Origin of the sequence: Streptomyces nigra (assembly GCF_003074055.1) — a bacterium.
GTDB lineage: Bacteria > Actinomycetota > Actinomycetes > Streptomycetales > Streptomycetaceae > Streptomyces > Streptomyces nigra.
Map to the genome: position 1 here is coordinate 6,278,956 of NZ_CP029043.1, position 25,169 is coordinate 6,304,124.

17 protein-coding genes are annotated in these 25,169 nt (G+C 69.8%); 9 read left to right on the plus strand and 8 right to left on the minus strand.

Annotated features, from left to right (window positions below):
* The first annotated feature begins 82 nt into the window (after positions 1-82).
* Positions 83-2,809 (plus strand): SpoIIE family protein phosphatase, encoded by a 2,727-nt coding sequence (locus tag DC008_RS28915; RefSeq protein ID WP_244221436.1) that lies wholly within the window; start codon positions 83-85, stop codon positions 2,807-2,809.
* A gap of 18 nt (positions 2,810-2,827) precedes the next feature.
* Here DC008_RS28915 and DC008_RS28920 read toward each other — a convergent pair whose 3' ends face one another.
* Entirely contained in the window at positions 2,828-3,706 is an 879-nt protein-coding gene (locus tag DC008_RS28920) for an ABC transporter substrate-binding protein (RefSeq protein ID WP_235073123.1), read from the minus strand.
* 142 nt (positions 3,707-3,848) lie between these two features.
* Positions 3,849-5,282, minus strand: coding sequence for an MFS transporter (locus DC008_RS28925; protein ID WP_108709474.1), 1,434 nt, complete (start codon positions 5,280-5,282; stop codon positions 3,849-3,851).
* A gap of 550 nt (positions 5,283-5,832) precedes the next feature.
* Here DC008_RS28925 and fusA point away from each other — a divergent pair.
* Positions 5,833-7,881, plus strand: a complete 2,049-nt coding sequence (fusA, locus tag DC008_RS28930) for an elongation factor G (protein ID WP_108709475.1) — start codon at positions 5,833-5,835, stop codon at positions 7,879-7,881.
* 98 nt (positions 7,882-7,979) lie between these two features.
* Here fusA and DC008_RS28935 read toward each other — a convergent pair whose 3' ends face one another.
* The gene (locus DC008_RS28935) at positions 7,980-9,842 is read right to left on the minus strand and encodes a TerD family protein (protein WP_108709476.1); all 1,863 of its coding nucleotides are present in this window, start codon (positions 9,840-9,842) and stop codon (positions 7,980-7,982) included.
* Between the two features lie 143 nt (positions 9,843-9,985).
* On the minus strand, positions 9,986-11,785 hold the full coding sequence (locus DC008_RS28940; RefSeq protein WP_108709477.1) for a coagulation factor 5/8 type domain-containing protein: 1,800 nt from the start codon (positions 11,783-11,785) through the stop codon (positions 9,986-9,988).
* A 207-nt stretch (positions 11,786-11,992) separates the two neighbouring features.
* Between DC008_RS28940 and DC008_RS28945 the strand changes: the two genes are divergently transcribed.
* From DC008_RS28945 to DC008_RS28970, 6 genes are all read left to right on the plus strand, one after another.
* Entirely contained in the window at positions 11,993-13,312 is a 1,320-nt protein-coding gene (locus tag DC008_RS28945) for an ABC transporter substrate-binding protein (protein ID WP_108709478.1), read from the plus strand.
* A 5-nt stretch (positions 13,313-13,317) separates the two neighbouring features.
* Entirely contained in the window at positions 13,318-14,307 is a 990-nt protein-coding gene (locus tag DC008_RS28950) for a carbohydrate ABC transporter permease (protein ID WP_108709479.1), read from the plus strand.
* A gap of 37 nt (positions 14,308-14,344) precedes the next feature.
* Positions 14,345-15,184, plus strand: coding sequence for a carbohydrate ABC transporter permease (locus tag DC008_RS28955; RefSeq protein WP_055619272.1), 840 nt, complete (start codon positions 14,345-14,347; stop codon positions 15,182-15,184).
* Between the two features lie 47 nt (positions 15,185-15,231).
* On the plus strand, positions 15,232-16,596 hold the full coding sequence (locus tag DC008_RS28960; protein WP_108709480.1) for a GH1 family beta-glucosidase: 1,365 nt from the start codon (positions 15,232-15,234) through the stop codon (positions 16,594-16,596).
* A 297-nt stretch (positions 16,597-16,893) separates the two neighbouring features.
* Positions 16,894-18,804 (plus strand): DUF2075 domain-containing protein, encoded by a 1,911-nt coding sequence (locus DC008_RS28965; RefSeq protein WP_108709481.1) that lies wholly within the window; start codon positions 16,894-16,896, stop codon positions 18,802-18,804.
* Between the two features lie 177 nt (positions 18,805-18,981).
* Positions 18,982-21,096, plus strand: a complete 2,115-nt coding sequence (locus DC008_RS28970; protein WP_164492472.1) for a DUF2075 domain-containing protein — start codon at positions 18,982-18,984, stop codon at positions 21,094-21,096.
* Positions 21,097-21,150: 54 nt separating this feature from the next.
* Here the strand turns inward: DC008_RS28970 and DC008_RS36100 are convergent, their stop codons facing one another.
* Entirely contained in the window at positions 21,151-21,279 is a 129-nt protein-coding gene (locus DC008_RS36100; protein WP_108709483.1) for a DUF6408 family protein, read from the minus strand.
* A gap of 461 nt (positions 21,280-21,740) precedes the next feature.
* Between DC008_RS36100 and DC008_RS28980 the strand changes: the two genes are divergently transcribed.
* Positions 21,741-22,328 carry a hypothetical protein gene (locus DC008_RS28980; RefSeq protein ID WP_164492393.1) on the plus strand — a complete coding sequence of 196 codons (588 nt, stop codon included), beginning with the start codon at positions 21,741-21,743 and terminating at the stop codon, positions 22,326-22,328.
* 272 nt (positions 22,329-22,600) lie between these two features.
* Here the strand turns inward: DC008_RS28980 and DC008_RS28985 are convergent, their stop codons facing one another.
* The 3 genes from DC008_RS28985 to DC008_RS28995 are packed head-to-tail and all read right to left on the minus strand — an operon-like array spanning position 22,601 to position 25,092.
* Positions 22,601-23,014 carry a hypothetical protein gene (locus DC008_RS28985; RefSeq protein WP_108709484.1) on the minus strand — a complete coding sequence of 138 codons (414 nt, stop codon included), beginning with the start codon at positions 23,012-23,014 and terminating at the stop codon, positions 22,601-22,603.
* Positions 23,011-23,484, minus strand: a complete 474-nt coding sequence (locus DC008_RS28990) for a protease inhibitor I42 family protein (RefSeq protein WP_123954042.1) — start codon at positions 23,482-23,484, stop codon at positions 23,011-23,013. Before DC008_RS28990 ends, DC008_RS28985 begins: the two co-directional genes overlap by 4 nt.
* A gap of 12 nt (positions 23,485-23,496) precedes the next feature.
* Complete coding sequence (locus DC008_RS28995; protein ID WP_108709486.1) at positions 23,497-25,092, minus strand: peptidoglycan-binding protein; 1,596 nt, start codon at positions 25,090-25,092, stop codon at positions 23,497-23,499.
* Between the last annotated feature and the right edge of the window lie 77 nt (positions 25,093-25,169).

Genomic DNA, 25,169 nt, shown 5'->3' on the forward strand with positions numbered 1-25,169 from the left:
CGCGCCCGCTTCCCCGGTCACTGATACTGAGGAAATGGGCAAACTAGGGCGATTCGCCCCAGCGAGCCGACAGGGCGACCGCGTGCCTTCCGAGGCCGGGCCACCGGAAGCCGGCCCGAAGGCGCGTCACCCTTCGGCCCGTCGACGTCTGCTGTCCTGGCGCAAGCCGCGCAGCGTCGCCGGTCAGGTCTTCCTGCTGCAGCTGGTGGTCGTCCTGCTGCTCATCGCCACGGCCGTGGCCGCGCTCGTGATCCAGGACCGCAATCGCGCGCTCCAGGAGGCCAAGGACCGCTCGCTGGTGGTGGCCGAGTCGTTCGCGAACGCCCGGGGCACCGCGGAGGCCATGGAGAGCGACGACCCGACCGCCGAGCTGCAGCCCCATGCCGAGGCCGTGCGCAAGAGAACCGGCGTCGACTACGTCGTGGCCCTGAGCCCGTACGGCTTCCGGTGGACCCATCCGGACGAGGACCAGATCGGGAAACACGTCTCCACCTCCTACGGCAACGCGCTCGAGGGGGAGCCCCACCAGACCACCTTCGACAGCAGCCTCGGCAAGGCGGTCGACTCGACGGTGGCCGTCTTCAACGACAAGGGCACGGCGGTCGGACTCGTCACCGTCGGGGTTACCGTCGACAAGGTGACCGGCGTGGTCCAGGACCAGCTGCCGGTGATCTTCGCCGCCGGCGGTGTCGCGCTGCTGCTGGCCGCCGGCGGGTCCGCGCTGGTCAGCGGGCGTCTGCGGCGCCAGACCCGAGGGCTGGGGCCGGTGGAGATGACCCGTATGTACGAGCACCACGACGCGGTGCTGCACGCCGTCCGCGAAGGCGTGCTCATCCTCGACGGCGACGGCGGGCTGCTGCTGGCCAACGACGAGGCCCGTCGGCTGCTCGCCCTGCCGCCGGACGCCGAGGGCCGGCCCGTCACCGAGCTCGGGCTCAGCCCCGCCCTCGCCGAACTGCTGGGAGCGAGCCGGGCCGTCACCGACCACGTCGTTCTCGCCGGGGACACCCTGCTCGCGGTCAACGTACGACCGGTCGGCCCCCGCGAGGGCTGTGTGGCCACCCTGCGCGACACCACCGAGCTCCGCGCGCTCGCCGGCCGGGCGGACGTGGCGGGCGGGCGCCTGCAACTGCTCTACGAGGCCGGCACGCGCATCGGCACCACGCTCGACATCGGCCGTACCGCCGAGGAGCTGACCGAGGTGACGGTCCCGCGCTTCGCCGACTTCGCCACCGTCGAACTCGTGAAGTCCGTCCTGCACGGCGACGAGCCCACCGGCGCGAGCACCGAGATGCGCAGGATCGCCGTCGCCGGCATCCACGACGACGCGCCCTTCCGCCCGGTCGGAACGCAGTTGCGCTACCGCCCCGGCAACCCCGTGACCACCGGGGTGACCACCGGCCGCCCGGTCCTGGTCGCGGACCTCGCCGCCTCCGACGGCTGGCGGGCCCAGGATCCGGAGCGCTCGCGGCGGCTCATCGCCTACGGGATGCACTCCATGATCTCCGTGCCGCTCCGGGCCCGTGGTCAGCTGCTGGGGGTCGTACAGTTCTGGCGCTCGGAGCAGGCCCCCTTCGAACCGGACGACCTCTCTCCGGCCGAGGAGCTCGCCACCCGGGCGGCCGTCTGCATCGACAACGCGCGCCGCTACACCCGCGAGCACACCACCGCCGTCACCCTCCAGCGCAGCCTGCTGCCCGGCACGCTCCCCGAACTGTCCGCCCTGGAGGTCGGGCACCGCTATCTGCCCGCCCAGGCGGGTGTGGGCGGCGACTGGTACGACGTCATCCCGCTGCCCGGCGCCCGGGTGGCCCTGGTGGTCGGCGATGTCGTCGGTCATGGGCTCCACGCCGCCGCGACCATGGGGCGTCTGCGGACCGCCGTCCACAACTTCGCCGCCCTGGACCTGCCCCCGGACGAACTGCTCGCCCACCTGGACGACCTCATCGCCCGGATCGACACCGACGCGGCGGCCGAGGGCGACACCGAGGCCGTCACCGGCGCCACCTGCCTGTACGCGATCTACGACCCGGTGTCCGGGCTGTGCGTCCTCGCCCGGGCCGGGCACCCCGGTCCCGCGCTGGTCTCGCCCGACGGCTCCGTGACCTTCCCCGACATCCCCGTCGCCCCGCCGCTCGGCGTCGGCGCGGGCCTGCCCGTCGAGACCGCCGAGCTGCGGCTGGCCGCCGGCAGCCGGCTGGTCCTCTACACCGACGGCCTGGTCGAGGCCCGGGACCGGGACATCGACGTCGGCCTCGGCATGCTGCGGGAGGCGCTCGCCGCCACCCGGGACGCCGATCTGGACGACACCTGCCGGACGGTGCTCGACACCATGCTCCGTACCAGGCCGAGCGACGACGTCGCCCTCCTCGTCGCCCGCACCCGGCTGCTCGACCCCGATCAGGTCGCGGAGTGGGACGTCCCCGACGACCCCGCCGCCGTCCCTCGCATCCGGGCCGAGGCCGGCCGCAGGCTGGAGTCCTGGGGGCTGGGCGAGGCGGCCTTCACCACCGAGCTGATCCTCAGCGAGCTGGTCACGAACGCCATCAGGTACGGACGCAGCCCCATCGGACTGCGGCTGCTGCGCGACCACGACAGTCTGATCTGCGAGGTCGCCGACGGCACCAGCACCTCCCCGCACCTGCGCCGCGCGACCCTCACCGACGAGGGGGGCCGCGGCCTGTTCCTCGTCGCGCAGATGTCCCGGCGCTGGGGCACCCGCTACACCGACCGCGGCAAGATCATCTGGGCGGAGCAGTCGCTCGACCGGGAGGCCGCCGGGGATCTGAGCGGTCTGCTGGACCTGTGAAGCACTGCTCAGCGCCCCTCAGGAGTTGTCGTCGACCGTGATGTACGGGATCTTGGCCGGGTCACGGCCGAAGGCAGCCCCCAGATAGACGGCCGACAGCTTGGCCAGCGTCCCGTCGTCGATCAGCTGCCTGATGACCCGGTCCAGCTCCGCCCGGTTGGGCGAACCCATCGGGTACAGGGCGCCGTAGCCCTGGTCGGTCCGGTACTGGCCCACCAGGCTCACTCTGCTGCCCTCCTTCTGGGCGTACGGCAGCAGGATGGTGGTGTCGTGGACGACCGCGTCGATACGGCCGTCCTCCAGTGCCCTGATCATCTCCGGGTCGTTGGCGTACGCGGTGACGGGCTGGGCCGGCTTGATGCGGTTCTTCACGAACTCCTCGCCCGTGGTGCCCTCGGCCACGCCGATGCGGACGTCGCCGATGTTGCCCCCGTCGATGTTCTCGCCGTGCCGGATCAGCAGACCCAGGGTGGAGGAGAGGTACGGCGGGGAGAACTCGGCGACCTTGCTCCGTTCCGGTGTGATCGTGATCTGGGCCAGGGCGAGATCGAAGTCCTTGGTCTTCCCGGACACGACCTCGGGGAAGGGCGCGTTCTTCACCTCGACCCGGTCGAGTCCGGACCGGTAGGCGATGTTCGCGGCCATGCAGTACTCGTATCCGCTCTTCACGGACTCCGGGGTGTCGCCGTTCCACCAGCCCGGGGCGGGCAGGGTCGTCTTCACGGTCAGGGCCCCGGCCGTCTCGGGCGTCAGGTGGAACTGCCCGTGCCGCCCCGAGACCTCGCAGTCGCCGTAGCGGATGTTCGACGACTTCGATCCGTCCTGGTCGCAAGCCGAGGTCACGACGATGAGCGCCCCGCTGACAGCCAGAGAGACGATCGCTGCCGCGGCGCGCATCATTGCACCTCCGGTAGGGGCAAACTGCTGGATTCACCATAAATCACCCCGTCCCGGACTGTACGACAGCGCCGACCGGCCCACCGCCGCGCAGACGGAGGCCCCCGCACCCGGCGACGGATGCGGGGGCCTGGGCGGTCGCTCAGGGGGCCACGGTGACGGGCGTCTCGTCCTGGGCCGGAGGCGAGGCCGACTCGCCCTCCTCCAGCCGTACGTCCTTCGTCTCCTTGCCCACCAGCAGCGCGACCAGCGTCAGCACCGCCATCGCGGAGAGGTAGACGCCGACCAGCCACGGTGAGCCGTCGCCCGCCTCCCACAGGGCCACCGCGATGAACGGGGCGACGGCCGCGCCGAGGATCGAGCTGACGTTGTAGGAGATGCCGGACCCGGTGTAGCGCATGCTCGTCGGGAACAGCTCCGGCAGCAGCGCGCCCATCGGCCCGAACGTCATGCCCATCAGGGTGAAGCCGAGCACCAGCCACAGGACCACGCCGAGCGTGCCCAGGCCGATCAGCGGCACCCACACCAGTCCGAAGACGGCGATCGCCGCGGTGACCCAGGCCAGGGTGGTGCGGCGGCCGTAGCGGTCGGCGAGCGGGCCGGAGACCAGGGTGAACACCGCGAAGAACACCACACCGAAGATCATCATCAGGACGAAGGTCGTGTAGCTGTAGCCCAGGCCGGGCACGGCGGCGTCCCGAGCGGTGCGGCCGTAGCTCAGCGAGAACGTGGTCATCAGGTAGAAGAGCACGTACGTCGCCAGCATGAAGAAGGTGCCGAGGACCAGCTGCCTGCCGTGCGTGCGCACCACGGCCACCAGCGGCATCTTGCGCACCAGACCGGCCTCACGGGTCCTCGCGAACACCGGCGACTCGACCAGGCGCATCCGCACCCACAGGCCGATCGCCACCATCACGGCCGAGAACAGGAACGGCACCCGCCAGCCCCAGCTCAGGAAGGCGTCCGAGGGCTGGGACGGGTCGGTGCCCGCCGCCGACGGCAGCAGCGCGCCCATGACGAGGAAGAGGCCGTTGCCGATGATGAAGCCGAGCGGCGCGCCGAGCTGCGGGAACGTGCCGAAGAGGGCGCGTTTGCCGCTCGGGGCGTTCTCGGTGGCGACCAGCGCCGCGCCGCTCCACTCGCCGCCGAGCGCGAAGCCCTGCGCCAGCCGCATCAGCACCAGCAGGGCGGTGGCGACCCAGCCGGCCTGCGCGTAGGTGGGCAGTACGCCGATCAGGAAGGTGGCGATGCCCATCGTGAGCAGCGAGGTGACCAGCGTGCCCTTGCGGCCGAGGCGGTCACCGAGGTGCCCGAAGACGACGGCGCCGATCGGGCGGGCGACCATCGCGGCGCCGAACACCGCGAACGACGACAGCAGGGCCGTCGTCGGGTCGCTGCTCGGGAAGAAGAGCTTCGGGAACACCAGGACGGCCGCGGTCGCGTAGATGTAGAAGTCGTAGAACTCGATCGTCGTGCCGATGAGGCTGGCGACGAGGACACGGGACCGTGAGTTGACGGGCGTTCCGGCGGGGCTGCCGACAGGACTGCCGGCGGGACTTCTGGTGGGTGCGGACATCACTCGGTCTTTCGAGGGGGGACGGTCGCGGCGGCGCATGCCGGCCGGCCCGCACGGTGGCACCCGTCCCCGCCAGGGGATAGGTGCACAGTGCAGGTAGATCAACACTCGCAGACATCTCATGACTCAGGAAGCGCATCTCGCCATGTGAGACGCTTGCGGGTCGCCGTGGGTCGCCGTGGGTCGCCGTGGGTCGCTGTGAGGGGGACTGGCTGGGGCGCCGGCCCCCGGGAAAACCCATGGCACCGCCCCCACCCCCCTCCCTACACTCACCGCAGGACGCCGCCCGCGACGGGCGGCGCCGTCACGACCGACGACGAGGGGAGACAGGCCGTGCGTGCGCACACCGCCACCGCCGCTCCCCGTTCCCGGTCCCGCCGGACCGAGGTGATCCTGGTGTCTCCGGCCGCCCGGTGCCCGCTGCGCGCCCGGCACCGGACCCCGTGACGCACGTCTGAACTTCAGCGCCCCCGCCCGCCGTGGGCCCGCGCTGCCGTGCGCCCGGGACATCGCGCCGCCCTCTTCCGGACCATCCGAAAGGCCAACGGCCGTGCGCACGCACACCTTCACCCAGACCCTCGCCGCCGTCCGCAACCTCGGCATCCTCGCCCACGTCGACGCCGGCAAGACCACCGTCACCGAGCGGATCCTGTACGCCACCGGCACCACCCACAAGCGGGGCGAGGTCCACGACGGCACCACCGTCACCGACTTCGACCCGCAGGAGCGCGACCGGGGCATCACGATCTTCGCCGCGGCCGTGAGCTGCGACTGGGACGGGCATCGCGTCAACCTCATCGACACCCCCGGCCACGTCGACTTCGCCGACGAGGTCGAGCGGGCGCTGCGTGTGCTGGACGGCGCGGTCGCCGTGTTCGACGCCGTCGCCGGGGTCGAGCCGCAGAGCGAGTCGGTGTGGCGGCAGGCGGACCGGCACGGTGTGCCGAGGATCGCCTTCGTCAACAAGCTGGACCGCGCCGGCGCGGACCTCGACCGGGCGGTGGCGTCGATCAGGGAACGGCTGCACCCGGTCCCCCTGGTCGTGCAGCTGCCGATCGGCGCCGAGGACGGTTTCCGCGGGGTCGTCGACCTCGTACGCATGCGGGCGCTGCTCTGGGCCGACGACGGCACCCGCACGGTCGCGGACGTGCCGGAGGACCTGCGGGCGGAAGCCGTACGACGCCGGCGCCTGCTGGAGGAGGCAGTGGCCGAGCTGCACGCCGAGGCGCTGGAGGAGTTCTGCGCGCGGGGGACAGTGTCGCCCGGGACGCTGACGGCGGCCCTGCGCGTGGTCACCCGCACGGGCGAGGGCGTGGTCGTGCTCTGCGGCTCGGCGTACCGCAACCGCGGTGTCGAGCCGCTGCTCGACGCGGTGGTGGCGTATCTGCCGTCGCCGCTCGACGTACCGCCGGTCCACGACACGCATGACACACAGGAACAGCGCCCGGCCGACCCGTCGGCGCCGTTCGCCGGGCTGGCGTTCAAGGTGAGCGCCACGCCGACCGGACGGCTGACGTATCTGCGCGTCTACTCGGGAACGATCGGAAAGGGGGACACCGTGCTCGACACGAACGCCGGGCGCACCGAGCGCATCGGGCGCGTCCTGCGTGTGCAGGCCGACCGGCACGCCCAGGTCGACCGGGCCGTCGCCGGGGACATCGTCGCGGTCGTCGGGCTGAAGTCGGCGCGCGCGGGCTCCACGCTGTGCGCGCCTCAGGCCCCTCTCGTCCTCGAACCGCCTGGGGTGGCCGACCCGGTGGTGTCGGTCGCGGTGGAGGCACGCAGGTCCACCGACACCGACCGGCTGGCCGGCGCGCTGGCCCGGCTGGCGGAGGAGGACCCGTCGCTGGTCGTGCGCACCGACCCCGAGACCGGGCAGACGCTGCTGTCCGGGATGGGCGAACTGCACCTGGAGGTCGCGGTGGAGAGGATCAGGCGCGAGACCGGCCTGGACGTCGCTGTCGGGCGCCCGAGGGTGTCGTACCGCGAGACCGTCGGCGGCGGCGTGCGCGGGTTCGTCTTCCGGCACGTCAAACAGGACGGCGGTGCGGGCCAGTTCGCGCACATCGTCCTCGACGTCGAGCCGCTGGAGGCGGGTTCCGGCTTCGAGTTCCGCTCGGCGGTGGTCGGTGGCCGGGTGCCGCAGGAGTACGTCCGTGCCGTGGAGGCCGGCTGCCGGGACGCCCTCGGCGAGGGCCCGCTCGGCGGGCACCCGGTCACCGGGGTGCGGGTCACCCTCACCGACGGGGCGACGCATGTGAAGGACTCGTCCGACACGGCGTTCCGCACCGCCGGGCGCCTGGGCCTGCGCGACGCGCTGCGCTCCTGCGCGATGGTGCTGCTGGAGCCGGTCGCCGAGGTGACGGTCACCGTGCCGGAGGACGCGGTCGGCACCGTCCTCGGCGACCTGGCGGCACGCCGCGGCCGCGTCTCGGGTTCCGTGACCCGGGCGGGCGCGGCGGTCGTCACGGCGACGGTGCCCCTGGCCGAACTCTTCGGCTACGCAACCCGGTTGCGCAGCCGCACCCAGGGCCGAGGCACCTTCACGACCCGCCCGACGGGCTACGCCCCGGCCCCGACCGCACCGGCCACCCGGTGAGCACGGCGGTGGCCCCACCCGTGAGTTCGCGGGTGGGGCCACCGCATGAGAAGGAGGGAGAACCGCACGGCCGACGTGGAAGTGTTCGGCACCGTAGGTCAGTCGGCGACCTCGACCCCGTACCCACGAGCGAGGGTGTCGAGTCCGTGGTCGTACCCCTGACCGACGGCGCGCAGCCGCCACAGCGGACCCCTGCGGTAGATCTCCGCGAGCAGCATCGTGCGCTCGGTGGTGGCGGCGTCCAGCGTGGCCCGGGCGAGAGGCGCCCCGCTGCTGCCGGGCGCCGCACCGATCTGCACGGCGCCGACAGACCCGAACGTGGTGGCGCCGTCGATGGCGGCGGCGATGACGATCTTCCGCGTCGCACGTGGCAGGGATGCCAGGTCCAGGGCGATGGTCTGTTCGGCCGGGCCACCGGTCAGCAGGCGTGCCGTCCCGGCGGGGTGTTCCGGGGCGCTGTAGAAGATGAAGTCCTCGTCGGAGGTGATCTGTTCGTCCTCGTCGAGGAGGAAGGCGACCACGTCGATCTCGCAGTCGGACCGTGGCGCCCAGCCGGCGGTGACGTACCACTCCGGCGCGGGGCCACGGTGCGGCATGGGCAGGTCGATGACACCGCCTCTCGGCAGCACGTGTGGTTCCAGCGCGCGGAGAGTCGACGGCTTCTGATCCGTGGCGGTCGGTGACACCAGCCACTGGAGGTCGTGAACGGGGAGTTCAAGAGCGGTGATGCGCTTGATGCGCCGGTCGCCTTCTCCTCCTGGCAGGAGTACGACGTCGGTGACGCTGGCGGAGAGATTGATCGCCGCGGATCCGCCCAGCTCGACGACTCGGAGGCGGGCTGCCGCGGCGTCGGCATGGACGCCCCCGAGCACCAGTACCCGACGTCCTTGCAGCGGCTTGTCCGCGGTGCCGGTGACGGGGCCCGATCGCTGCGACGGGACAGGCGCGGAGGCGGACGTCGTGCTCGGCGCCGGCTCCACGGGCTCGATCCGTTCTGTTTCCGGCTCGGTCACGGGGGCGACTCTGACTGGCGGCGCTTCGTGCTCCGTGCCAGGCCGTACGTCCGTCAGCAGGCGCAGGAAAGTCTGCTCGTCGATGACCGGGACGCCCTCGGCAAGGGCACGACGAGCCTTCGTCGAACGGGACGCCGTCTCGTTCGTGACCAGCACGCTGGTGTGCCGGCTGACGGACGTCATCATGTTCAGCCCGGCGGCGACCGCGCGCCCGACCAACTCCGCCCGGGCATGGGCGGTCTCACCTGTGATCGCGACCTTCATGCCCTGCTGGAGCGGTCCGCCGGGTGCCAGACGTCCCGGATTCCGGTAGGCACAGGGGGTCTTCGGCGGACTCGGCGTGAACTGAGACTCCGCTCGCGGCGGGCAGGCCACCAGGGGCAAGGGCAGATCCAGCCGAGCTGCTTCACGCAGTGACGCCCGCAGCACACCGGCGAGGACCCGAGTGTCGTCCAGCGCGTCGTGCGCCCGCCGTTGGGCGACGCCGTAGTGGGCGGCGAGAGACCTCAGCTTCATGTCCGCCGTGGGGGGATCCACCTGACGGTTCAGAGCCAGGGTGCACAGTCGCTGTGACACCGGCAGCCACATCCGTGCGCGAGCGAACTCATGGGCGAGGAAGTCGTAGTCGAACTGGGCATTGTGGGCCACCAGGACCCGGTCCTGGAGCAGCGCCCCGATCCGTCCCGCCACCTGGTCAAAGGTGGGCGCACCCCGCAACCGCTCGGCGGTGAGCCCGTGGACGTCCACCGGCCCCGGATCGCACCCCGGATCGAGGAGCGTCGAGAACTCCCCGGTCTGCTCACCGTCCGGACCGAGCGTGATCACGGCGATGGACAGCACACGGTCCCGCCGGGCCATGAGTCCCGAGGTCTCCACATCGACCAAAGCCCAGTCATAGGCGTAATCACGCGTGGTCGAGACGTCGATGAAGGGAGAGGCGAGACTCATGGTGCCAAGGATGATTCGACATACGGCCCTCATTCAACCTACATCGCGATTTTCCACACACGACTTGTGAGGCCGCTGGCGCGGTGCCGGAACCCGCGATGTGGCCGCCAGCCGACCACATCGCGGGTTCCGGCCCGGACGGGTCAGGGATACGACACCACCGTCGAAGGCACCGTGGACGTCCCCGACGTCGGGGAACCCGTGTCGTTGATGACGCACTCGTACTGGCCCTGGCCGCCCAGGGAGACCACCAGCAGGTTGTGGAAGCGGACGTTCGGGCTGACCGGGGCGGCGAAGCCGTGGTGTTGGACGATCGTCGGGTCGACGTTGTAATAGCAGTAGCTGCCCAGGCCCCAGCCCTCGTGCGAGGTCACGGCGTCACCGACGCGGTAGGCGGCGTAGCCCTTGGTCGAGCCGTTCTGGATGGCGGCCTGGTTCGGGGCGTCGTACGCCTTCTCGTTCTGGAAGAAGATCGTGCGGCCCCGCTGGCCGAACCACTGCACGTCGTACTTGTTGAAGTGCTCGACGAACAGGCCGGTCGCCAGGACGTCGTCGCCGTTGACGACGACGCCGTAGTCGGCGCGGTTGGTCTCCCAGCCGACGCCGTCGCCGTGGTCGGCGCGCCACACCCACGTGTGGTCGATGATCGTGTGGCGGCTGTTGACGACCAGGCTCGTGGTGGCCTTGCCGGGGCCCGCGCCGCCGATGCGGATGAACACGTCCTGGACGGTGGTCGGGTTCGCGGAGTGGTCGCGGGACGCGCCGCGCGGTCCGATCTCCAGCAGGGTGGGGGAGTTGACCGGTCCGGCGTCCACCAGGAAGCCGGCCAGCCGGACGCCGTCGACGTCCGCGACCTTGACCGCCGTGACACCGCCGTCCGGGATGAGGGTCGCGTAGCCGAGGCCCAGGACCACCGTGTTCGCCCGGTTGATCCGCAGAGGTTCCGACAGGTGGTAGATGCCGGGGGTCAGGAGCAGGTGCAGGCCCTGCTCCAGCGCCTGGTTGAGGGTGGCCGCCGAGACGTCGGGGCGGGCGACGTAGAACCGGGTGAGCGGCAGTGAGGTGCCGCGCGGGGTGCCGTTGCCCCAGGTCACGCCTCTCGCGTTCGTACGCTTCTCGGGGAGGAAGATCCGGTACTCGCTGCCCTGGAGGTAGAGGAACGGCTTCTCCCGCGAGATCGGCGTCGTGGCCAGGGTGGTGTACGGCGGGTTGGGGAAGCTCTGCGCGGGGGCGCCCTCGACGCCCGAGAACACCATGTTCCAGACGCCGTTGAGCCAGCTGCCGATCGTGCTGTCGCGGGTGTACCACTGCTGCTGCGAGTACGGGCCGACCTGCCCGTCGATCCGGCTGTCGGCGATGTAGCCGCCGCTGGCCCAGCCGTAGCCGCTGGGGGCGAGGTTGAGGCCGCCGCGCACGTGCATCCGGCGGAAGGGGGCCGCCTGCGCGACGGCCCAGCGGTTGGTGCCGTTGACCGGCACCAGGGCGAGGTTCTCCGCCGAACGCCAGAAGTTCTGCGTGGCGTTGCCGTCGAACCAGCCGGCGTCGACGGTGACGTCCCCGTTGATGGTCGTGTCGTCGGGGGAGAGGCCGAGGCCCGCGATGGACGTGTAGAAGCCGAGCTGGGCGTTGAGGCCGCTGTAGGTGCCGGGCTTGAACAGCAGGGCGTAGCGGCCGGTGCCGAACTGGGCGGACTCCTGCTGCCGGAACACCTCGTCGAGGCGGGCCTGGATGCCGGGCGTCGACGGGTCGAAGACGAGGACGTTGGGGCCGAGGTCGCCACCGCCGGGCAGGGCGCGCGGCTTCTTGCGGGGCGCCGGCGCGGCGGCGGCGCGGGTCGCCGAACCCAGCACCACGGGTGCGGCGGTGGCGGCCGCGGCGGCGCCCAGCAGAGTGCGGCGGCCGACCTGGGGCGGGCGTGACGAGGACGGGGAGGAATCAGGCATGGGGCGGCTCTCCTGGTTCAGGAAGTGAACGTGGTGGGGGTACGGGAGCGCTCTCTCGCCGCTGAATGGTTCAACCCCGAAATGAAAGAGTCAAGAGGTTGGACAGAGGTCCGGTAAGTGCGTCCAAAGCCTTGACGCCGCCCCGCCCAAGGGCTTAACTCACGCTCTAAATTAAGCAGTGAAACCCCCGGAAGGGACACCGGAGCCATGCGCACAACGCGAGCCGCGGCCGTAGCTGCCGTCACCATGTCTCTCGCCCTGGCCGCCACGGCCTGCGGAGGCGGTTCGTCGACCGACGGCGGGGGGTCGAACGACTCCCCGAAGACCCTCACCTACTGGGCCTCGAACCAGGGCGCCAGCATCGAGGTCGACAAGAAGGTCCTCCAGCCCGAACTCGACAAGTTCGAGAAGGAGACCGGCATCGAGGTGAAGCTGGAGGTCGTGCCCTGGTCCGACCTGCTCAACCGCATCCTCACCGCCACCACCTCCGGCCAGGGCCCGGACGTGCTGAACATCGGCAACACCTGGTCCGCCTCGCTCCAGGCCACCGGCGCCCTCCTGCCGTGGGACAAGGCGCAGTTCGACAAGATCGGCGGCAAGGACCGCTTCGTCGACTCCGCGCTCGGCTCCACCGGCGCCGAAGGACAGGACCCGGCCGCCGTCCCGCTGTACTCGATGGCGTACGCGCTCTACTACAACAAGAAGGCGTTCGCCGACGCGGGCATCTCCGAGCCGCCGGCCACCTGGGACGAACTCGTCGCCGACGGCAAGAAGCTCACCGGCGACGGCAAGTGGGCCCTCGGAGTCGAGGGCTCCAACCCCTCCGAGAACATCCACCACGCCGTCGTCTTCGCCAAGCAGCACGGCGCCGACTTCTTCACCGCCGACGGCAAGCCCGACTTCACCTCCGACAAGGCCGTCGCCGGCGTCAAGCAGTTCGTCGACCTGATGGCCAAGGACAGGATCGTCGCGCCCGGCAACGCCGAGTACGCGCAGAACCAGTCCGTCAGCGACTTCGCCAAGGGCAAGACGGCGATGCTGCTCTGGCAGTCCGCCTCCGCCAACCTCAAGTCCCAGGGCATGAGCGAGGACGCCTACGGCATCGCCCCGGTGCCCGTGCAGTCCGGGACGCCGGGCACCGGCACCGGCGTCAACTCCATGGTCATGGGCATCAACATGGCCGTCTTCAAGAACACCGACAACATCGACGGCGCCACGAAGTTCGTGAAGTTCATGACGAGCGACGCCGAGCAGAAGCTCCTCAACCAGGCCTACAGCTCCATACCGCCGGTCAAGGGTGCCCAGGCCGACGCCGCCTTCAACACCCCGGCCAACGCGGTCCTCAAGGACACCCTCGCCAAGAGCGCCGTCGCCGCCCCGCAGGTCGCCGACGAGTCCCAGTTCGAGACCGCCGTCGGTACGGCCATCAAGGGGCTGTTCGCCGAAGCCGCCGCCGGACGCAAGGTCACGGAGGAGTCGGTGAAGGCCGCCCTCGAGAAGGCCCAGCAGCAGATGCCGGCGAAGTGAGCACGATGACGACCACGGTCCCCACCGAGGCCGCGGTGCGTCAGATCTCCCCCGGGACGGCGAGCGGCCCTCGCCGCCGTCCCGGGCGGATCCGCCGCATCGGCCTGCCCTACCTGCTCCTCCTGCCCGCCCTGCTCCTCGAACTCCTCGTCCATCTCGTGCCGATGGTCATCGGCATGGTGATGAGCTTCAAGGAGCTCACGCAGTTCTACATCCGCGACTGGACCACCGCGCCCTGGAACGGCCTCGACAACTACAGCGTCTCCGTGGACTTCGACGCCCCGGTCGGCGCGGCGCTGCTCCACTCGTTCCTGGTCACGGTCGCCTTCACGCTGCTGTCCGTCGCCCTGTGCTGGCTCATCGGCACCGCCGCCGCGATCTTCATGCAGGACACCTTCCGCGGCCGGGGCCTGCTGCGCGCCCTCTTCCTGGTGCCGTACGCGCTGCCCGTCTACACCGCCGTCATCACCTGGGTCTTCATGTTCCAGCACGACAACGGCCTGGTGAACCACGTCCTGCACGACCAGCTCGGCCTCACCGACAAGCCGTCGTTCTGGCTCATCGGCGACAACAGCTTCATCGCCCTGCTCACCGTGTCGGTGTGGAAGGGCTGGCCGTTCGCCTTCCTCATCGTCATGGCCGGCCTGCAGAACATCCCGAAGGAGCTGTACGAGGCCGCGTCCCTCGACGGTGCCGGCCTCTGGCAGCAGATCCGCCGGATCACCCTGCCGTCGCTGCGCCCCGTCAACCAGGTGCTCGTCCTCGTCCTGTTCCTGTGGACGTTCAACGACTTCAACACGCCGTACGTCCTGTTCGGCAAGACCGCGCCCGAGGCCGCCGACCTGATCTCCGTGCACATCTACCAGGCGTCCTTCGTCACCTGGAACTTCGGCACCGGTTCGGCGATGTCCGTGCTCCTGCTGCTGTTCCTGCTCGTGGTGACCGGCGTCTACCTCGTGATCACCTCGCGCGGACGGAGGACCGCCGATGTCTGAGCCCGCACCCTCCCTCGCCGGGGCGCACAGGTCCCCGATGGCACCGCCCCGGTCCTTCCTCTGGTCCCGGCGGATCTTCCTCACCCTGCTGACCGGCTTCGTCCTGGTCCCCGTCTACGTCATGGTCTCCAGCTCGCTCAAGCCGCTGGCCGACGTGTCGGGCACCTTCCGCTGGCTGCCCAGCGACCTGACCATCCGCCCGTACATCGACATCTGGTCGACGGTCCCGCTCGCGACGTACTTCGTGAACTCGCTCATCGTGGCGGGCGCGGCGACCGTCTGCTCGGTGGTGATCGCGGTCTTCGCCGCGTACGCCGTCAGCCGGTACGACTTCCGCGGCAAGCGCGTCTTCACCGTCACCGTGCTGTCCACGCAGATGTTCCCGGGCATCCTCTTCCTGCTCCCGCTCTTCCTCATCTACGTCAACATCGGACAAGCCACCGGCATTGCCCTGTTCGGCTCCCGCGGCGGTCTGATCCTGACGTATCTGACCTTCTCCCTGCCGTTCTCCATCTGGATGCTGATCGGGTACTTCGACTCCGTGCCGCGCGACCTGGACGAGGCCGCCCTGGTGGACGGATGCGGCCCGCTCGGCGCGCTGTTCCGGGTCGTCGTCCCGGCCGCCGTCCCCGGCATCGTCGCCGTCGCCGTCTACGCCTTCATGACCGCGTGGGGCGAAGTGCTGTTCGCGTCCGTCATGACGAACGACACCACCCGCACCCTCGCCGTCGGCCTCCAGGGCTACTCCACGCTCAACGACGTGTACTGGAACCAGATCATGGCCGCCTCCCTCGTCGTGAGCGTCCCCGTGGTGGCCGGCTTCCTCCTCCTCCAGCGCTACCTCGTCGCCGGACTGACCGCGGGCGCCGTCAAGTGACCGAGCAGCTCCGCCCCGAGTGCCACTCCCGCCCCGAAAGGAACTCCGTGCCCGACCGTATCGACCTCGCCGCACTCCCGAACGACTTCCTCTGGGGCACCGCCACAGCGGCGTACCAGATCGAGGGAGCCGTGGCGGAGGACGGCCGTTCCCCGTCGATCTGGGACACGTTCTCGCACACCCCCGGAAAGATCGACAACGGCGACACCGGGGACATCGCCTGCGACCACTACCACCGCTGGCGCGAGGACATCGCCCTCATGCGCACGCTCGGCACCAACGCCTACCGCCTGTCCGTCGCCTGGCCTCGCGTCCTGCCCGGCGGCGACGGCCCCGTGAACCCCAAGGGATTGGCCTTCTACGACGAGTTGGTCGACGCCCTGCTGGAGGCGGGCATCACCCCGTCCGTCACCCTCTACCACTGGGACCTGCCGCAGGCCCTCCAGGACCGGGGCGGCTGGCCCGAGCGGGCGACGGCCGAGCACTTCGCCGAGTACGCCTCGGTGGTGGCCGCCCGGCTCGGCGACCGCGTACGCCACTTCGCCACCCTCAACGAACCCTCCTGCTCGGCCTGGATCGGGCACCTGGAGGGCACGATGGCCCCCGGCCTGACCGACCTCACGGCCGCCGTCCGCGCCTCCTACCACCTCCTCCTCGGCCACGGCCTCGCCACCCAGGCGATCCGGGCCGCCGCACCCGGCGCCGAGGTCGGCATCGTCAACAACCTCTCCACGGTGTACGCGGCCGGCGACCGCCCCGAGGACGCGGCCGCCGCCCGCCGCCAGGACGGCCACGTCAACCGCTGGTGGCTCGACCCGATCCACGGCCGCGGCTTCCCGGCCGACATGGTCGAGACCTACGGCGTCGAACTCCCGCAACGCCCGGGCGACTTGGAGACGATCGCCGCCCCGCTGGACTGGCTCGGCCTGAACTACTACTTCCCGGCGTACGTCGTCGACGACCCCGAGGGCCCGGCCCCGTACGCCCGCTCGGTCCGCCGCCCCGACGTACCGCGCACCGGCATGGACTGGGAGATCGACGCGAGCGGCATCGAGACCCTGCTGCTGCGCCTGACCGAGGAGTACGGCGCCCGCAAGATCTACGTCACCGAAAACGGCTCCGCCTTCCCGGACGTCGTCCGCCCCGACGGCACGGTCGACGACCCGGAACGCCAGGACTACCTGGTCAGCCATCTCGCGGCCTGCGCCTCGGCCGCCCGCAAGGGCGCCCCCCTCGCCGGCTACTTCGCGTGGTCGCTCCTCGACAACTTCGAATGGGCGTACGGCTATGCGAAGCGCTTCGGCCTGATCCACGTGGACTACGACACCCAGGTACGGACGATCAAGGGCACGGGCCATCTGTACGCGGACATCGTGCGGGCGCATGGGGGGAGGGTGCGGCGGGCGGCGTGACCTCTCGAGTGCGGGGGGGGGCGGAGCTTGCTGCGCGCTGGACAGCAGTCCAGCACCGGGCATCGTCGCCAGCTAGAAGCGATCAACCGTGAGTGGGACCGGGCAGGACCCGGTCCCACTTCGGTGCGCCGGCGCCGGTTGCTTCCGCCCCAGGTCACCATTACGGCCCCGCGTGGCGGGAGGTAACCTCGGACACATCGTCAACGCGGCCCGACGGGCTTCCGCCCCACTTCGGTGGGGTCTCGAAGGACATGCCCCCACCCGCACGAGTCACTTCGTGCTGCCTGGGGGAAGTTCTTGCTGTTCCGCGCGTCCGCGAAAACGGTCGCCGTCATGGCGCTCGACGGTTCGCTGTTCCTGCACCTCATCGACCAGTTCGTCCATATGCACGGCTACCGGCCCGGCACCTCGGAGGTGCGCTCCTGGGAGCGCAGTCTTCCCGTACTGACCGCCGCGCTGAACGACGCAGGCCTGGGCGACGTCGAGATGATGATGGAGTACGCGCTCCCGCTGAACAGCAAGCGCGCCGACGTCGTCCTCGCGGGCGTGCACCCCTCCACCGGGGAACCGTCGTACGTCGTGGTGGAACTGAAGCAGTGGAGCGAGGCCCTGCCCGACGAGGACGATCCCACGCTGTGCCACGTCGAGCGCTACGCCCACTCCGTCCTGAACCCCATCGAGCAGGTGCGTCGCTACTGCGACTACCTGGTGAACTTCAACGGGGCGGTGGCCGAGCACGGACACCGGGTGAGCGGCGTGGCGTTTCTGCACAACGCCACGGAGTTCGGTGTCGCCGGCCTGCGGGAGATCGAGCGTGACGGCCGCGGACTGCTGTTCACGGGGCAACGCCGCGGCGAATTCCTCGACCATCTCCGTTCGAAACTGAGCGACAGGCATCCCGGCGCCCGGGCGGCGGACGAACTGCTCTCGGGTGCCACGGTGCCGTCGAAGCAGCTCATGTCCGTGGCCGCCGAGGAAGTACGTGAACGCCAGCAGTTCGTCCTCCTCGACGAGCAGCAGGTCGCCTACCGGATGGTGCTCAACGCGGTGGAGAGGGCCAAGCGTGCCGACCGCAAGGAGATCGTCGTCGTGACCGGCGGCCCCGGCACCGGCAAGAGCGTGATCGCTCTCCAACTGCTCGGCGAGTTGTACCGGCGGGGGATGCCGGCCCTGCACGCCACCGGCTCCCAGTCGTTCACCAAGACGATGAGGAAGATCGCGGGCTCACGCAAGCGAGAGGTGCAGGACCTCTTCAAGTACTTCAACAGCTTCATGACCACTGAGAAGAACAGCCTCGACGTCTTGATCTGCGACGAGGCCCACCGCATCCGGGAGACCTCGGCGAACCGCTACACGCGTGCCGAGCACCGCACCGGCAAGGCCCAGATCGACGAACTCATCGACGTCGCCCACGTGCCCGTCTTCCTCCTCGATGAGCATCAGGTGGTGCGGCCCGGCGAGATGGGCACCGTGGCCGACATCAAGGCGGCAGCGGCCAAACGGGACATCCCCTGCCACGTCGTCCCGCTGGAGAGCCAGTTCCGCTGCGGTGGCAGCGATGCCTACTTGCGCTGGGTCGTCCGGCTCCTCGGACTCGAACCCGGCGGTCCGGTCGTCTGGGAGCCCGACGACCGCATGCAGCTGCTGGTCGCCGACAGTCCGCAGGAGATGGAGGCGCTCCTCGAGGCTCGCAGGACACAGGGCTATGGAGCCCGTTTGTCCGCCGGCTACTGCTGGCGCTGGTCCCCGGAGCCCAAGCCGGGCAACCCGCTCCCGCTCGACGTCGTCATCGGCGACTGGGCGCGCCCCTGGAACCTGCGCGGCGACCGCTCGGTCTCGGGTGCGCCCCCGGCCGCGCTGTGGGCCACCGACCCCGCCGGTTTCGGTCAGGTTGGCTGCGTTTACACCGCCCAAGGCTTCGAGTACGACTGGTCCGGCGTCATCATCGGCCCGGACCTCGTCTGGCGGCGCGACCGGTGGGTCACGGACCGCACGGCATCCAAGGATCCGATCTTCAAGAAGTCCACGCCTGACGCAGATGTGGACCGTCTCATCCGCAACACGTACAAAGTGCTGCTGACGCGGGGCATGGTCGGGACGATCGTGTACTCGACCGACCCCGAGACGCGGGAGAAATTGCGGGACCTGGTCTCCGACCAGACGCAGACACGGCCTGCCGCGGCCCAGGAGCCTGTTCGGCCGCGATGAGAGTGCGGTATCGAGCCATGATCCCCGTGCTTCCGGCCGTCCGACGCGTCCAGTGGGGCAGGTGGGGAGTCGCCTCCCTAGGATCCGATACGTCATTGCGGCCCGACGGGCTTCCCTAAGCGGACATGCCCCCATCCGCACGAGTCACTCGTGCCCTGGGGGTTCCACCTCGTGTCCATGCTCCTGCTGCGATTGGCGGCGCGGGATCTGCTCGCTGTGAACGCACGGCGCCGCCTGGTGCCCCACCTCGCGGCCCGCTGGGTGCACTTCCAACGAGGTGAGTCCTCCGATGGCGAGCGCTCGGCCTGGGCGCGCAGTCTCGTCTCATTGGCGGAAGACCTGGTCGCAGCCGGTCGCGGCAACGTCGAGATGATCGTCGAGTGTTCGCCCACCGTGGCCGCGACCGAGGGGGTAGCGAGGAAGCACGGTCAGATCGATGTGGTCCTCGTGGGCAGGCACCCCATGGAAGGGACTCTCTCCGTGCAACTCGTCGAGCTGAAGCAGTGGTCGTCCGTGACGAGGGTGGAGGCCGCGACGGCTGATCTCGTCTACGTGCCGGGGGAAGAGAAGCCCTTCCTTCATCCTGCCCTTCAGCTCGGTGAGTACCACGCGCTGTTCACCGGTCCTACCGGTCCGCTCTACGGATTACAGTTCGAATGCGGTGGATTCGCCTACCTGCACAACGCGACGGACGAGTCCGTCCGGCCGCTGCTCAGCGTCGATGCACCCACAGGGCCGTACGCCCGCATGTACACGAGTGACACCCGGGCCAGCCTTCTCAAGGATCTGCGGTGCCACTTCACCGATGAGGACGACTACTCGGCCGCCGAGTACATCCTGCACCGGATGAACCTCCGCAACACACCGCTTCTCGACGCCATGGTCAAGTCGAGCGGTGAGGACACGGTCTTCACCCTGAGAGGACGGCAGAAGAAGGTCGCCGACGACGTCCTCGAGGCTTCCGAACTGATCCTCGACGCCCCAGACCGGGAGGCGCTCGTCCCCCGTCCGCAGCGTGCCGTCTTCCTGGTCACCGGTGGAGCCGGCACTGGCAAGAGCGCCATCGGTCTGCAACTGCGAGCCGATCTGGAAGCCGCCGGCCGAACGGTGAAGTACGCGAGCGGATCGCGGGCCTTCAATGCCGCGATCAAGGAGAACGTCGGATACACCGAAACCGAGTTCCGGGAGCGCTTCGCATACTTCAGCAACTTCGTGACCCCACCGGAGCCACCGCTGGACGTGCTGATCTGCGACGAGGCGCACCGGCTGCGGGACAGGACCACGCACTGGCGGCTGCCCGCGGAGAAGCGGGGTACCAAGCCGCAGGTGGACGAGCTCATCGAGGCGTCCCGCCTGACCGTGTTCTTCCTCGACGGAGCTCAGACTGTGCGTCCCTACGAGGTGGGCACGGCAGAACTCATCGAGGACGCCGCGCGACGGCATGGGGCCGTCTTCCGCCACTACCGTCTGGTGGAGCAGTACAGGTGCGGGGGCAGTGACGCCTACATCCGCTGGGTCCGTGCACTGCTCGGTGTCTCACCGCAGGAGCCGCAGGCTTGGGTCCCGGACGGACTCATGCACATCGAGGTCGTCGATACGCCGGACGAGATGGAGTACATCGTCCGCACCGAGTTCGAGGCTGGTGCCACCGCCAGGATGGTGGCGGGATACTGCTGGCCATGGAACAAGCCGGACAAGGACAAAAACCTTGAGAACGACGTCCGTATCGGCGACTGGCACCGCCCGTGGAACGCTTCGAGCGAGTCCTTCTGTGCGAACGGCGAGCCTCCGTCGCGGCTCTGGCCCGTGCATGACGCGGGCATCGGACAGATCGGCTGCGTCTACACCGCGCAGGGTCTCGAGTGGGACTGGTGCGGGGTGATCATGGGCGATGACATGGTGTGGCGCACCGACCGCTGGGTGTTCCAGCGAGGGAAGCAGCGCAAGGACCCGCATGCCGGGGTGATGCGGGTGGCGAGACCGGGATCGTTCGACCCCAAGGTGCGCACGAGCACCCTTGAGGACGATGCCTTCGCTCGCTGCGTTCGCCACGCTTACCACGTCCTCCTGACCAGGGCGAGCCGGGCGACCGTGCTCTACTCCACCGACGAGGAGACTCGGCACCACCTCAGGGAACTGGTCGGGGAGACAGATGTGCAGGGGCTCCGGCCGTCCCAGGAATCCATCCCGCCCGAACTGAGGATCGCCCGGCATGTCGGGGGTGCGCGGGGCCGCAGGGCGCGGCGGGCGCGGAACAAAGCGAGGCGGAAGAACGAGATGATGTTGTTCTGAGGCTTCAGTTCGCAGTGGAGTGGTGGGCCCCCGGGAGCCCACCACCGGCCTGCTTCAGAAGAGCAGGTGTGCTGCCGACATCATGGCGGCCACCAACAGGTTGGCGACTACATTGATGGCGACGTCCGCCAGGATCTTGCGGAACCGGGCGTAACGCGCAGGCTGGTACTCGACAGGGTCCATGGATGACCACTCCTTGGTGGTGAGCAGGAATGGTGGGGGGACGGCCCACCGGGCATCCGCTCACACACCGCACGCATGCGTACGGCGATTCACCACCACTGCTCACATGCCGCAGAGAGGCACATGGACTTCGCACTCGTACCCCTCCGGGAGCGTGCGCAGCACAAGTCACCCTACTTCACACACAGTTGCACGGTCTGCCGTTCGAAGGCATGCAGCCGCCGGCAGTATGACTTGCCCCCGTACGAGTCAGCCGAAGGTGGGTGGATGGCAATCGATCCACCGAAGTCACAACTGCGTTGTGCCACACTGCCGTCGAGGCTCTGCACTCCGAAGCCTCCGGGTGCTGTTTGAGTGGGCCTCCACGATTCGCCGTGGGCCAAGACGGCTGGGTCCGGTTCGGGATGTTCACCGACGAGACCTGACCTGCGTGGCGCGGTTCGACCAAGGGAGGGGGACCCATGAAACTCGTCTATGTCTGCGTTGAGGGCACGCCGCAGGAGCTCGACTCGTCCGAGGTGATCCGTCAGCTTGTCCAGCGGCAGCCCGGGCCGGTCGACATCGCTCGCCCGGCACCTCGGGTGGTCGTGGATCCCGTGAGTGACGAGGAATTCGACGGCGGATGGCTCGTCGAGGGTGACGTGCCGGGGGTTGCCGAGGAGGGGCAGAGCGCAGTGAAGGCGCAACTCGCCTTCAACCCCGCTGTTCAGCAGTTCCTCGACTTCATGTCGGAGGCCACGTCCTGGGAGGGCGTGGGAGTCCACGGCATCAAGCGCAAGACGTGGCAGGAGGGCGATCCGCTGGACTACACGGGGTACCTCCGACTTCGCCGCAGGGGTAGCCAGTATGGCGGCTTCGTGTACGCCTTCCCGTCGACGGGCCTGATCAATTCCCGTTTGCAGTACAGCGATGAGATCGGGCGGCTGGCGCCGAACGCCTACCCGCTCACCAAGGGGAACTACCAATACCGGGTGAACATCCAAATCCATGGCGAAAGCACCCTGAAGCAGGCGCTCGCTCTGGCTGAACTGGCTTACAGCGCCACTTGAACGGCGCTTTGTCTGCATCTGTCATGGAATCCCCGTGTGCGACATGGTTGCCATGTCGCACACGCCCCCCACGGACGAGCGGATTCTATGGTGATCGTGTGTGAATGAGAAGCGGGTCTTGTGCTGAGGGCCCCTGGTCTGCCATGGGTGCCCGTGCTCCACTTCCGATCCCGGATCGTTTCGGAGCTGCTGCCCGGCCCACCCGACGGCGTGAGGCCGGCCCGCCCGTGGCCGGATCGCCGGGCGGGTCGGCCCTCCGCGGCCGCGCCCCCTCACTCCCCCGCGGAGCGGAACCGGTACACGTGCCGCAGGCCCAGCAGTTCCGCGACCGCGTCCAGCCAGCGGGCGGTCTCCTCGTCTCCGTCGATCCCGCGGGCGGTGGTGGCCGCGGCCTCCAGCCAGGAGCGCACCACGGTCACCGCCTCGGCTCCCGGTACCGGTTCAGGCAGGTCGGCCGCGTACCGGGCGCCCCCGCTGCGGACCACCTCGGCGAGGAACGCCACCGCCCGCGGTTGCACTCCGAGCCGGTCCAGCAGGACGGCGGCGCCCACCGCGCCGTCGCCGAAGAGGGCGCCGCGGTGCGGTCCGGCGAAGGAGAGGCCGTAGCGCAGCATCGACGGGATGTCCTGCTGCGCCAGCTCGTCGTCGGTGCGGCCGGTGGGCGGGGTCAGCGGCGCGGGGTTCATGACGTCCTCACGGTGACGGTGTAGGTGTGGATGGTGGCGCGGTACTTCTTGCCGGGTGTGGGGCTGCCGCTCGGGACGGGGGAGGGGGTGACCGGACCGCCGGCGCTTCCCCCGCCGGCGCAGGCGCCCCGCGGGCACTGGATGAGCCTGATCCGCGTGGTGCCGGGGCCGACGGCCTTGAACTCGAACAGGTCCGTTCCGCTCCCGCTGCCCACGGCGTCGTCGTCGGCCTCGATCTCCTCCCGCTTGTCCGTCCTGCGGACCACGTCGGGGTCGGGATCGGGCGTCGTCGTATACCACCATTCGCCCATCGCCGTGTCGACCGGGACGGACAGCGTGAACTCCTCGCCCACCTCGACCTGTATGCGGTTCTCACCCAGCTCGTAGGTGTCGGGCCCCGGATCCCCGCAGCCCGCGAGCACGGTCGTCAGCAGGGCGGGGAGGGCGAGTCGGCGCAAGGTGCTGGTCATGGCGTCCACTTCTCACTCGGCGGGCAGGTGGACGGCGAAGGCGTCCGGCATCCGGGAGTCGGAGGCCTTGTCCATGTGCCCGTTGACGAAGTCGTCCTCGCTGACCCACGTCGTCTGGCCCCACGGGTTGTAGATCTGCAGCATGTCGCCCTCCTGGCCGATCACCATCATCTGATGCCCGTGCCGGCCGTCCTTGTCGTACCCCTCCACCTCGATGGGGACCGGCTTGCCCTCGGCGACGGACTTCTCGATGTCCGGCAGCACGTCACGGCGCGCGTCCGCGTCCCTGACCTGCTGGTACTCGTACGAACTGCCCGTGTGAGGGCTGATCTCCGAGTTGGCGATCTTGTTCTGCCCGTCGCTGTCCATGCCGTCCGGGACGTCGGACCACCAGTGCGTGTAGGCGCCGTCGCCCTCCTCGTGCAGGCGCAGCTGCTCGTCATGCATGCGGTCACGGAAGGCGTCGGGGTCGTCCTCCTGCCCGGAGGGTCCGCCGGTCAACTCCAGTGCGTAGACGGGGTCGACCATGGCACGGGCCGTCACCGTGCTGGAGGGCACACAGGTGCTGCCCTCCTGGGACCACTTCTCGTCGCCGAACCACTGGTAGTCGGTGTTGCGGTTCGACCCGTCCGCGTTGAGCCCCTCGTCCTTCTTGCTGTCGCCGGCGGTGACCACCGGGCTGAGGTGCTGCTGGAGCCAGGCCGGGTCCTTGCCGTGGATCTTGTCGCGGAAGCGGCCGACCTCGTCCACGTCGTAGCCGGCTGCCAGAGCCTTGACCAGATAGGCCCGCTCCTGCGGCGACTTGGCGTCCGCGAGCATCCGCTCGAAACGGGCCTCGTCCTCGGCGTTCATCCTCTCCATGAACCGGCCGGCACGTTCGAGGTCGTTGGCGGTGAGGAGTTCGTTCTGCTCCTGCGGCCCTCCGTACACGCCGACGTCGGCGAGCACGAGGCGGTCGGCCGCGGAGATGGTGTCGGTGTGCATCTGCCCCGCACGGGCCTCGGCCGCGTACTTGTTCAGCTCCCGGGCCGCCGTCCGCGCCGCGTCGTCGACCTCCTGCGCGGCGGCGTACAGCAGGTTGGCTCCCGCTCCCGCGGTGTCCTGGGCGCGTCGCCGTTCGGCCTCCTCGGCATCCTTCTCGACCAGGTCGTCGAAGAAGCCGTCCTCGCCGCCGAGCATGTCGCGGGCCTTGCGCAGGTGCCGGCGTCCCTCTTCGTCCGTGCTCCGGGCGGAGGTGATCGCGTCGGCGAGGGCGAAGAGAGCCTTGGCCGCCTTGCGGAACGCCTCGGCCATCTGCTCGGCGGACCGGCCGGCCGCCCCCACCACCTCGGCGGCTTTGGCGCCGGTGCTGCCCACCCACACCGACGGAAGCCCCGATGCCGAGATCTTCTCGACGCGGTCCTGCACGTCCGCCGCGTCGTCGGCCTGGCTCTTGTAACGCCGGGCGATGGCGTCGAGCGTGCTCGGGGAACCGACGGGTGCGGGCACACCGAGAAGACGGCCGATGGCCGCCAGGACCTCGTTCTTGCTGTCGGCTCTCGCGAGGTCGCCGGTGTACCGGTCGATCTCCTCCTTGCGGTCGGTGGTGGATCCGCTTGCGTCGGCCATGGGGGAGTCCCGCCGTCCTTGCTCGTTCGGGGTCGTGGGAGGCGCGCACGAGGGCATCCTGATGCGCGCGGTCACCG

Coding starts and splice junctions, on each gene's coding strand:
- DC008_RS28950 (WP_108709479.1), top strand. CDS start 13,318: ATGACGACCACGGTCCCCACCGAGGCCGCGGTGCGTCAGATCTCCCCC.
- DC008_RS28980 (WP_164492393.1), top strand. CDS start 21,741: ATGAAACTCGTCTATGTCTGCGTTGAGGGCACGCCGCAGGAGCTCGAC.
- DC008_RS28985 (WP_108709484.1), bottom strand. CDS start 23,014: ATGAACCCCGCGCCGCTGACCCCGCCCACCGGCCGCACCGACGACGAG.
- DC008_RS28935 (WP_108709476.1), bottom strand. CDS start 9,842: ATGAGTCTCGCCTCTCCCTTCATCGACGTCTCGACCACGCGTGATTAC.
- DC008_RS28970 (WP_164492472.1), top strand. CDS start 18,982: ATGCTCCTGCTGCGATTGGCGGCGCGGGATCTGCTCGCTGTGAACGCA.
- DC008_RS36100 (WP_108709483.1), bottom strand. CDS start 21,279: ATGGACCCTGTCGAGTACCAGCCTGCGCGTTACGCCCGGTTCCGCAAG.
- DC008_RS28920 (WP_235073123.1), bottom strand. CDS start 3,706: ATGCGCGCCGCGGCAGCGATCGTCTCTCTGGCTGTCAGCGGGGCGCTC.
- DC008_RS28955 (WP_055619272.1), top strand. CDS start 14,345: ATGGCACCGCCCCGGTCCTTCCTCTGGTCCCGGCGGATCTTCCTCACC.
- DC008_RS28925 (WP_108709474.1), bottom strand. CDS start 5,282: ATGTCCGCACCCACCAGAAGTCCCGCCGGCAGTCCTGTCGGCAGCCCC.
- DC008_RS28940 (WP_108709477.1), bottom strand. CDS start 11,785: ATGCCTGATTCCTCCCCGTCCTCGTCACGCCCGCCCCAGGTCGGCCGC.
- DC008_RS28945 (WP_108709478.1), top strand. CDS start 11,993: ATGCGCACAACGCGAGCCGCGGCCGTAGCTGCCGTCACCATGTCTCTC.
- DC008_RS28995 (WP_108709486.1), bottom strand. CDS start 25,092: ATGGCCGACGCAAGCGGATCCACCACCGACCGCAAGGAGGAGATCGAC.
- DC008_RS28990 (WP_123954042.1), bottom strand. CDS start 23,484: ATGACCAGCACCTTGCGCCGACTCGCCCTCCCCGCCCTGCTGACGACC.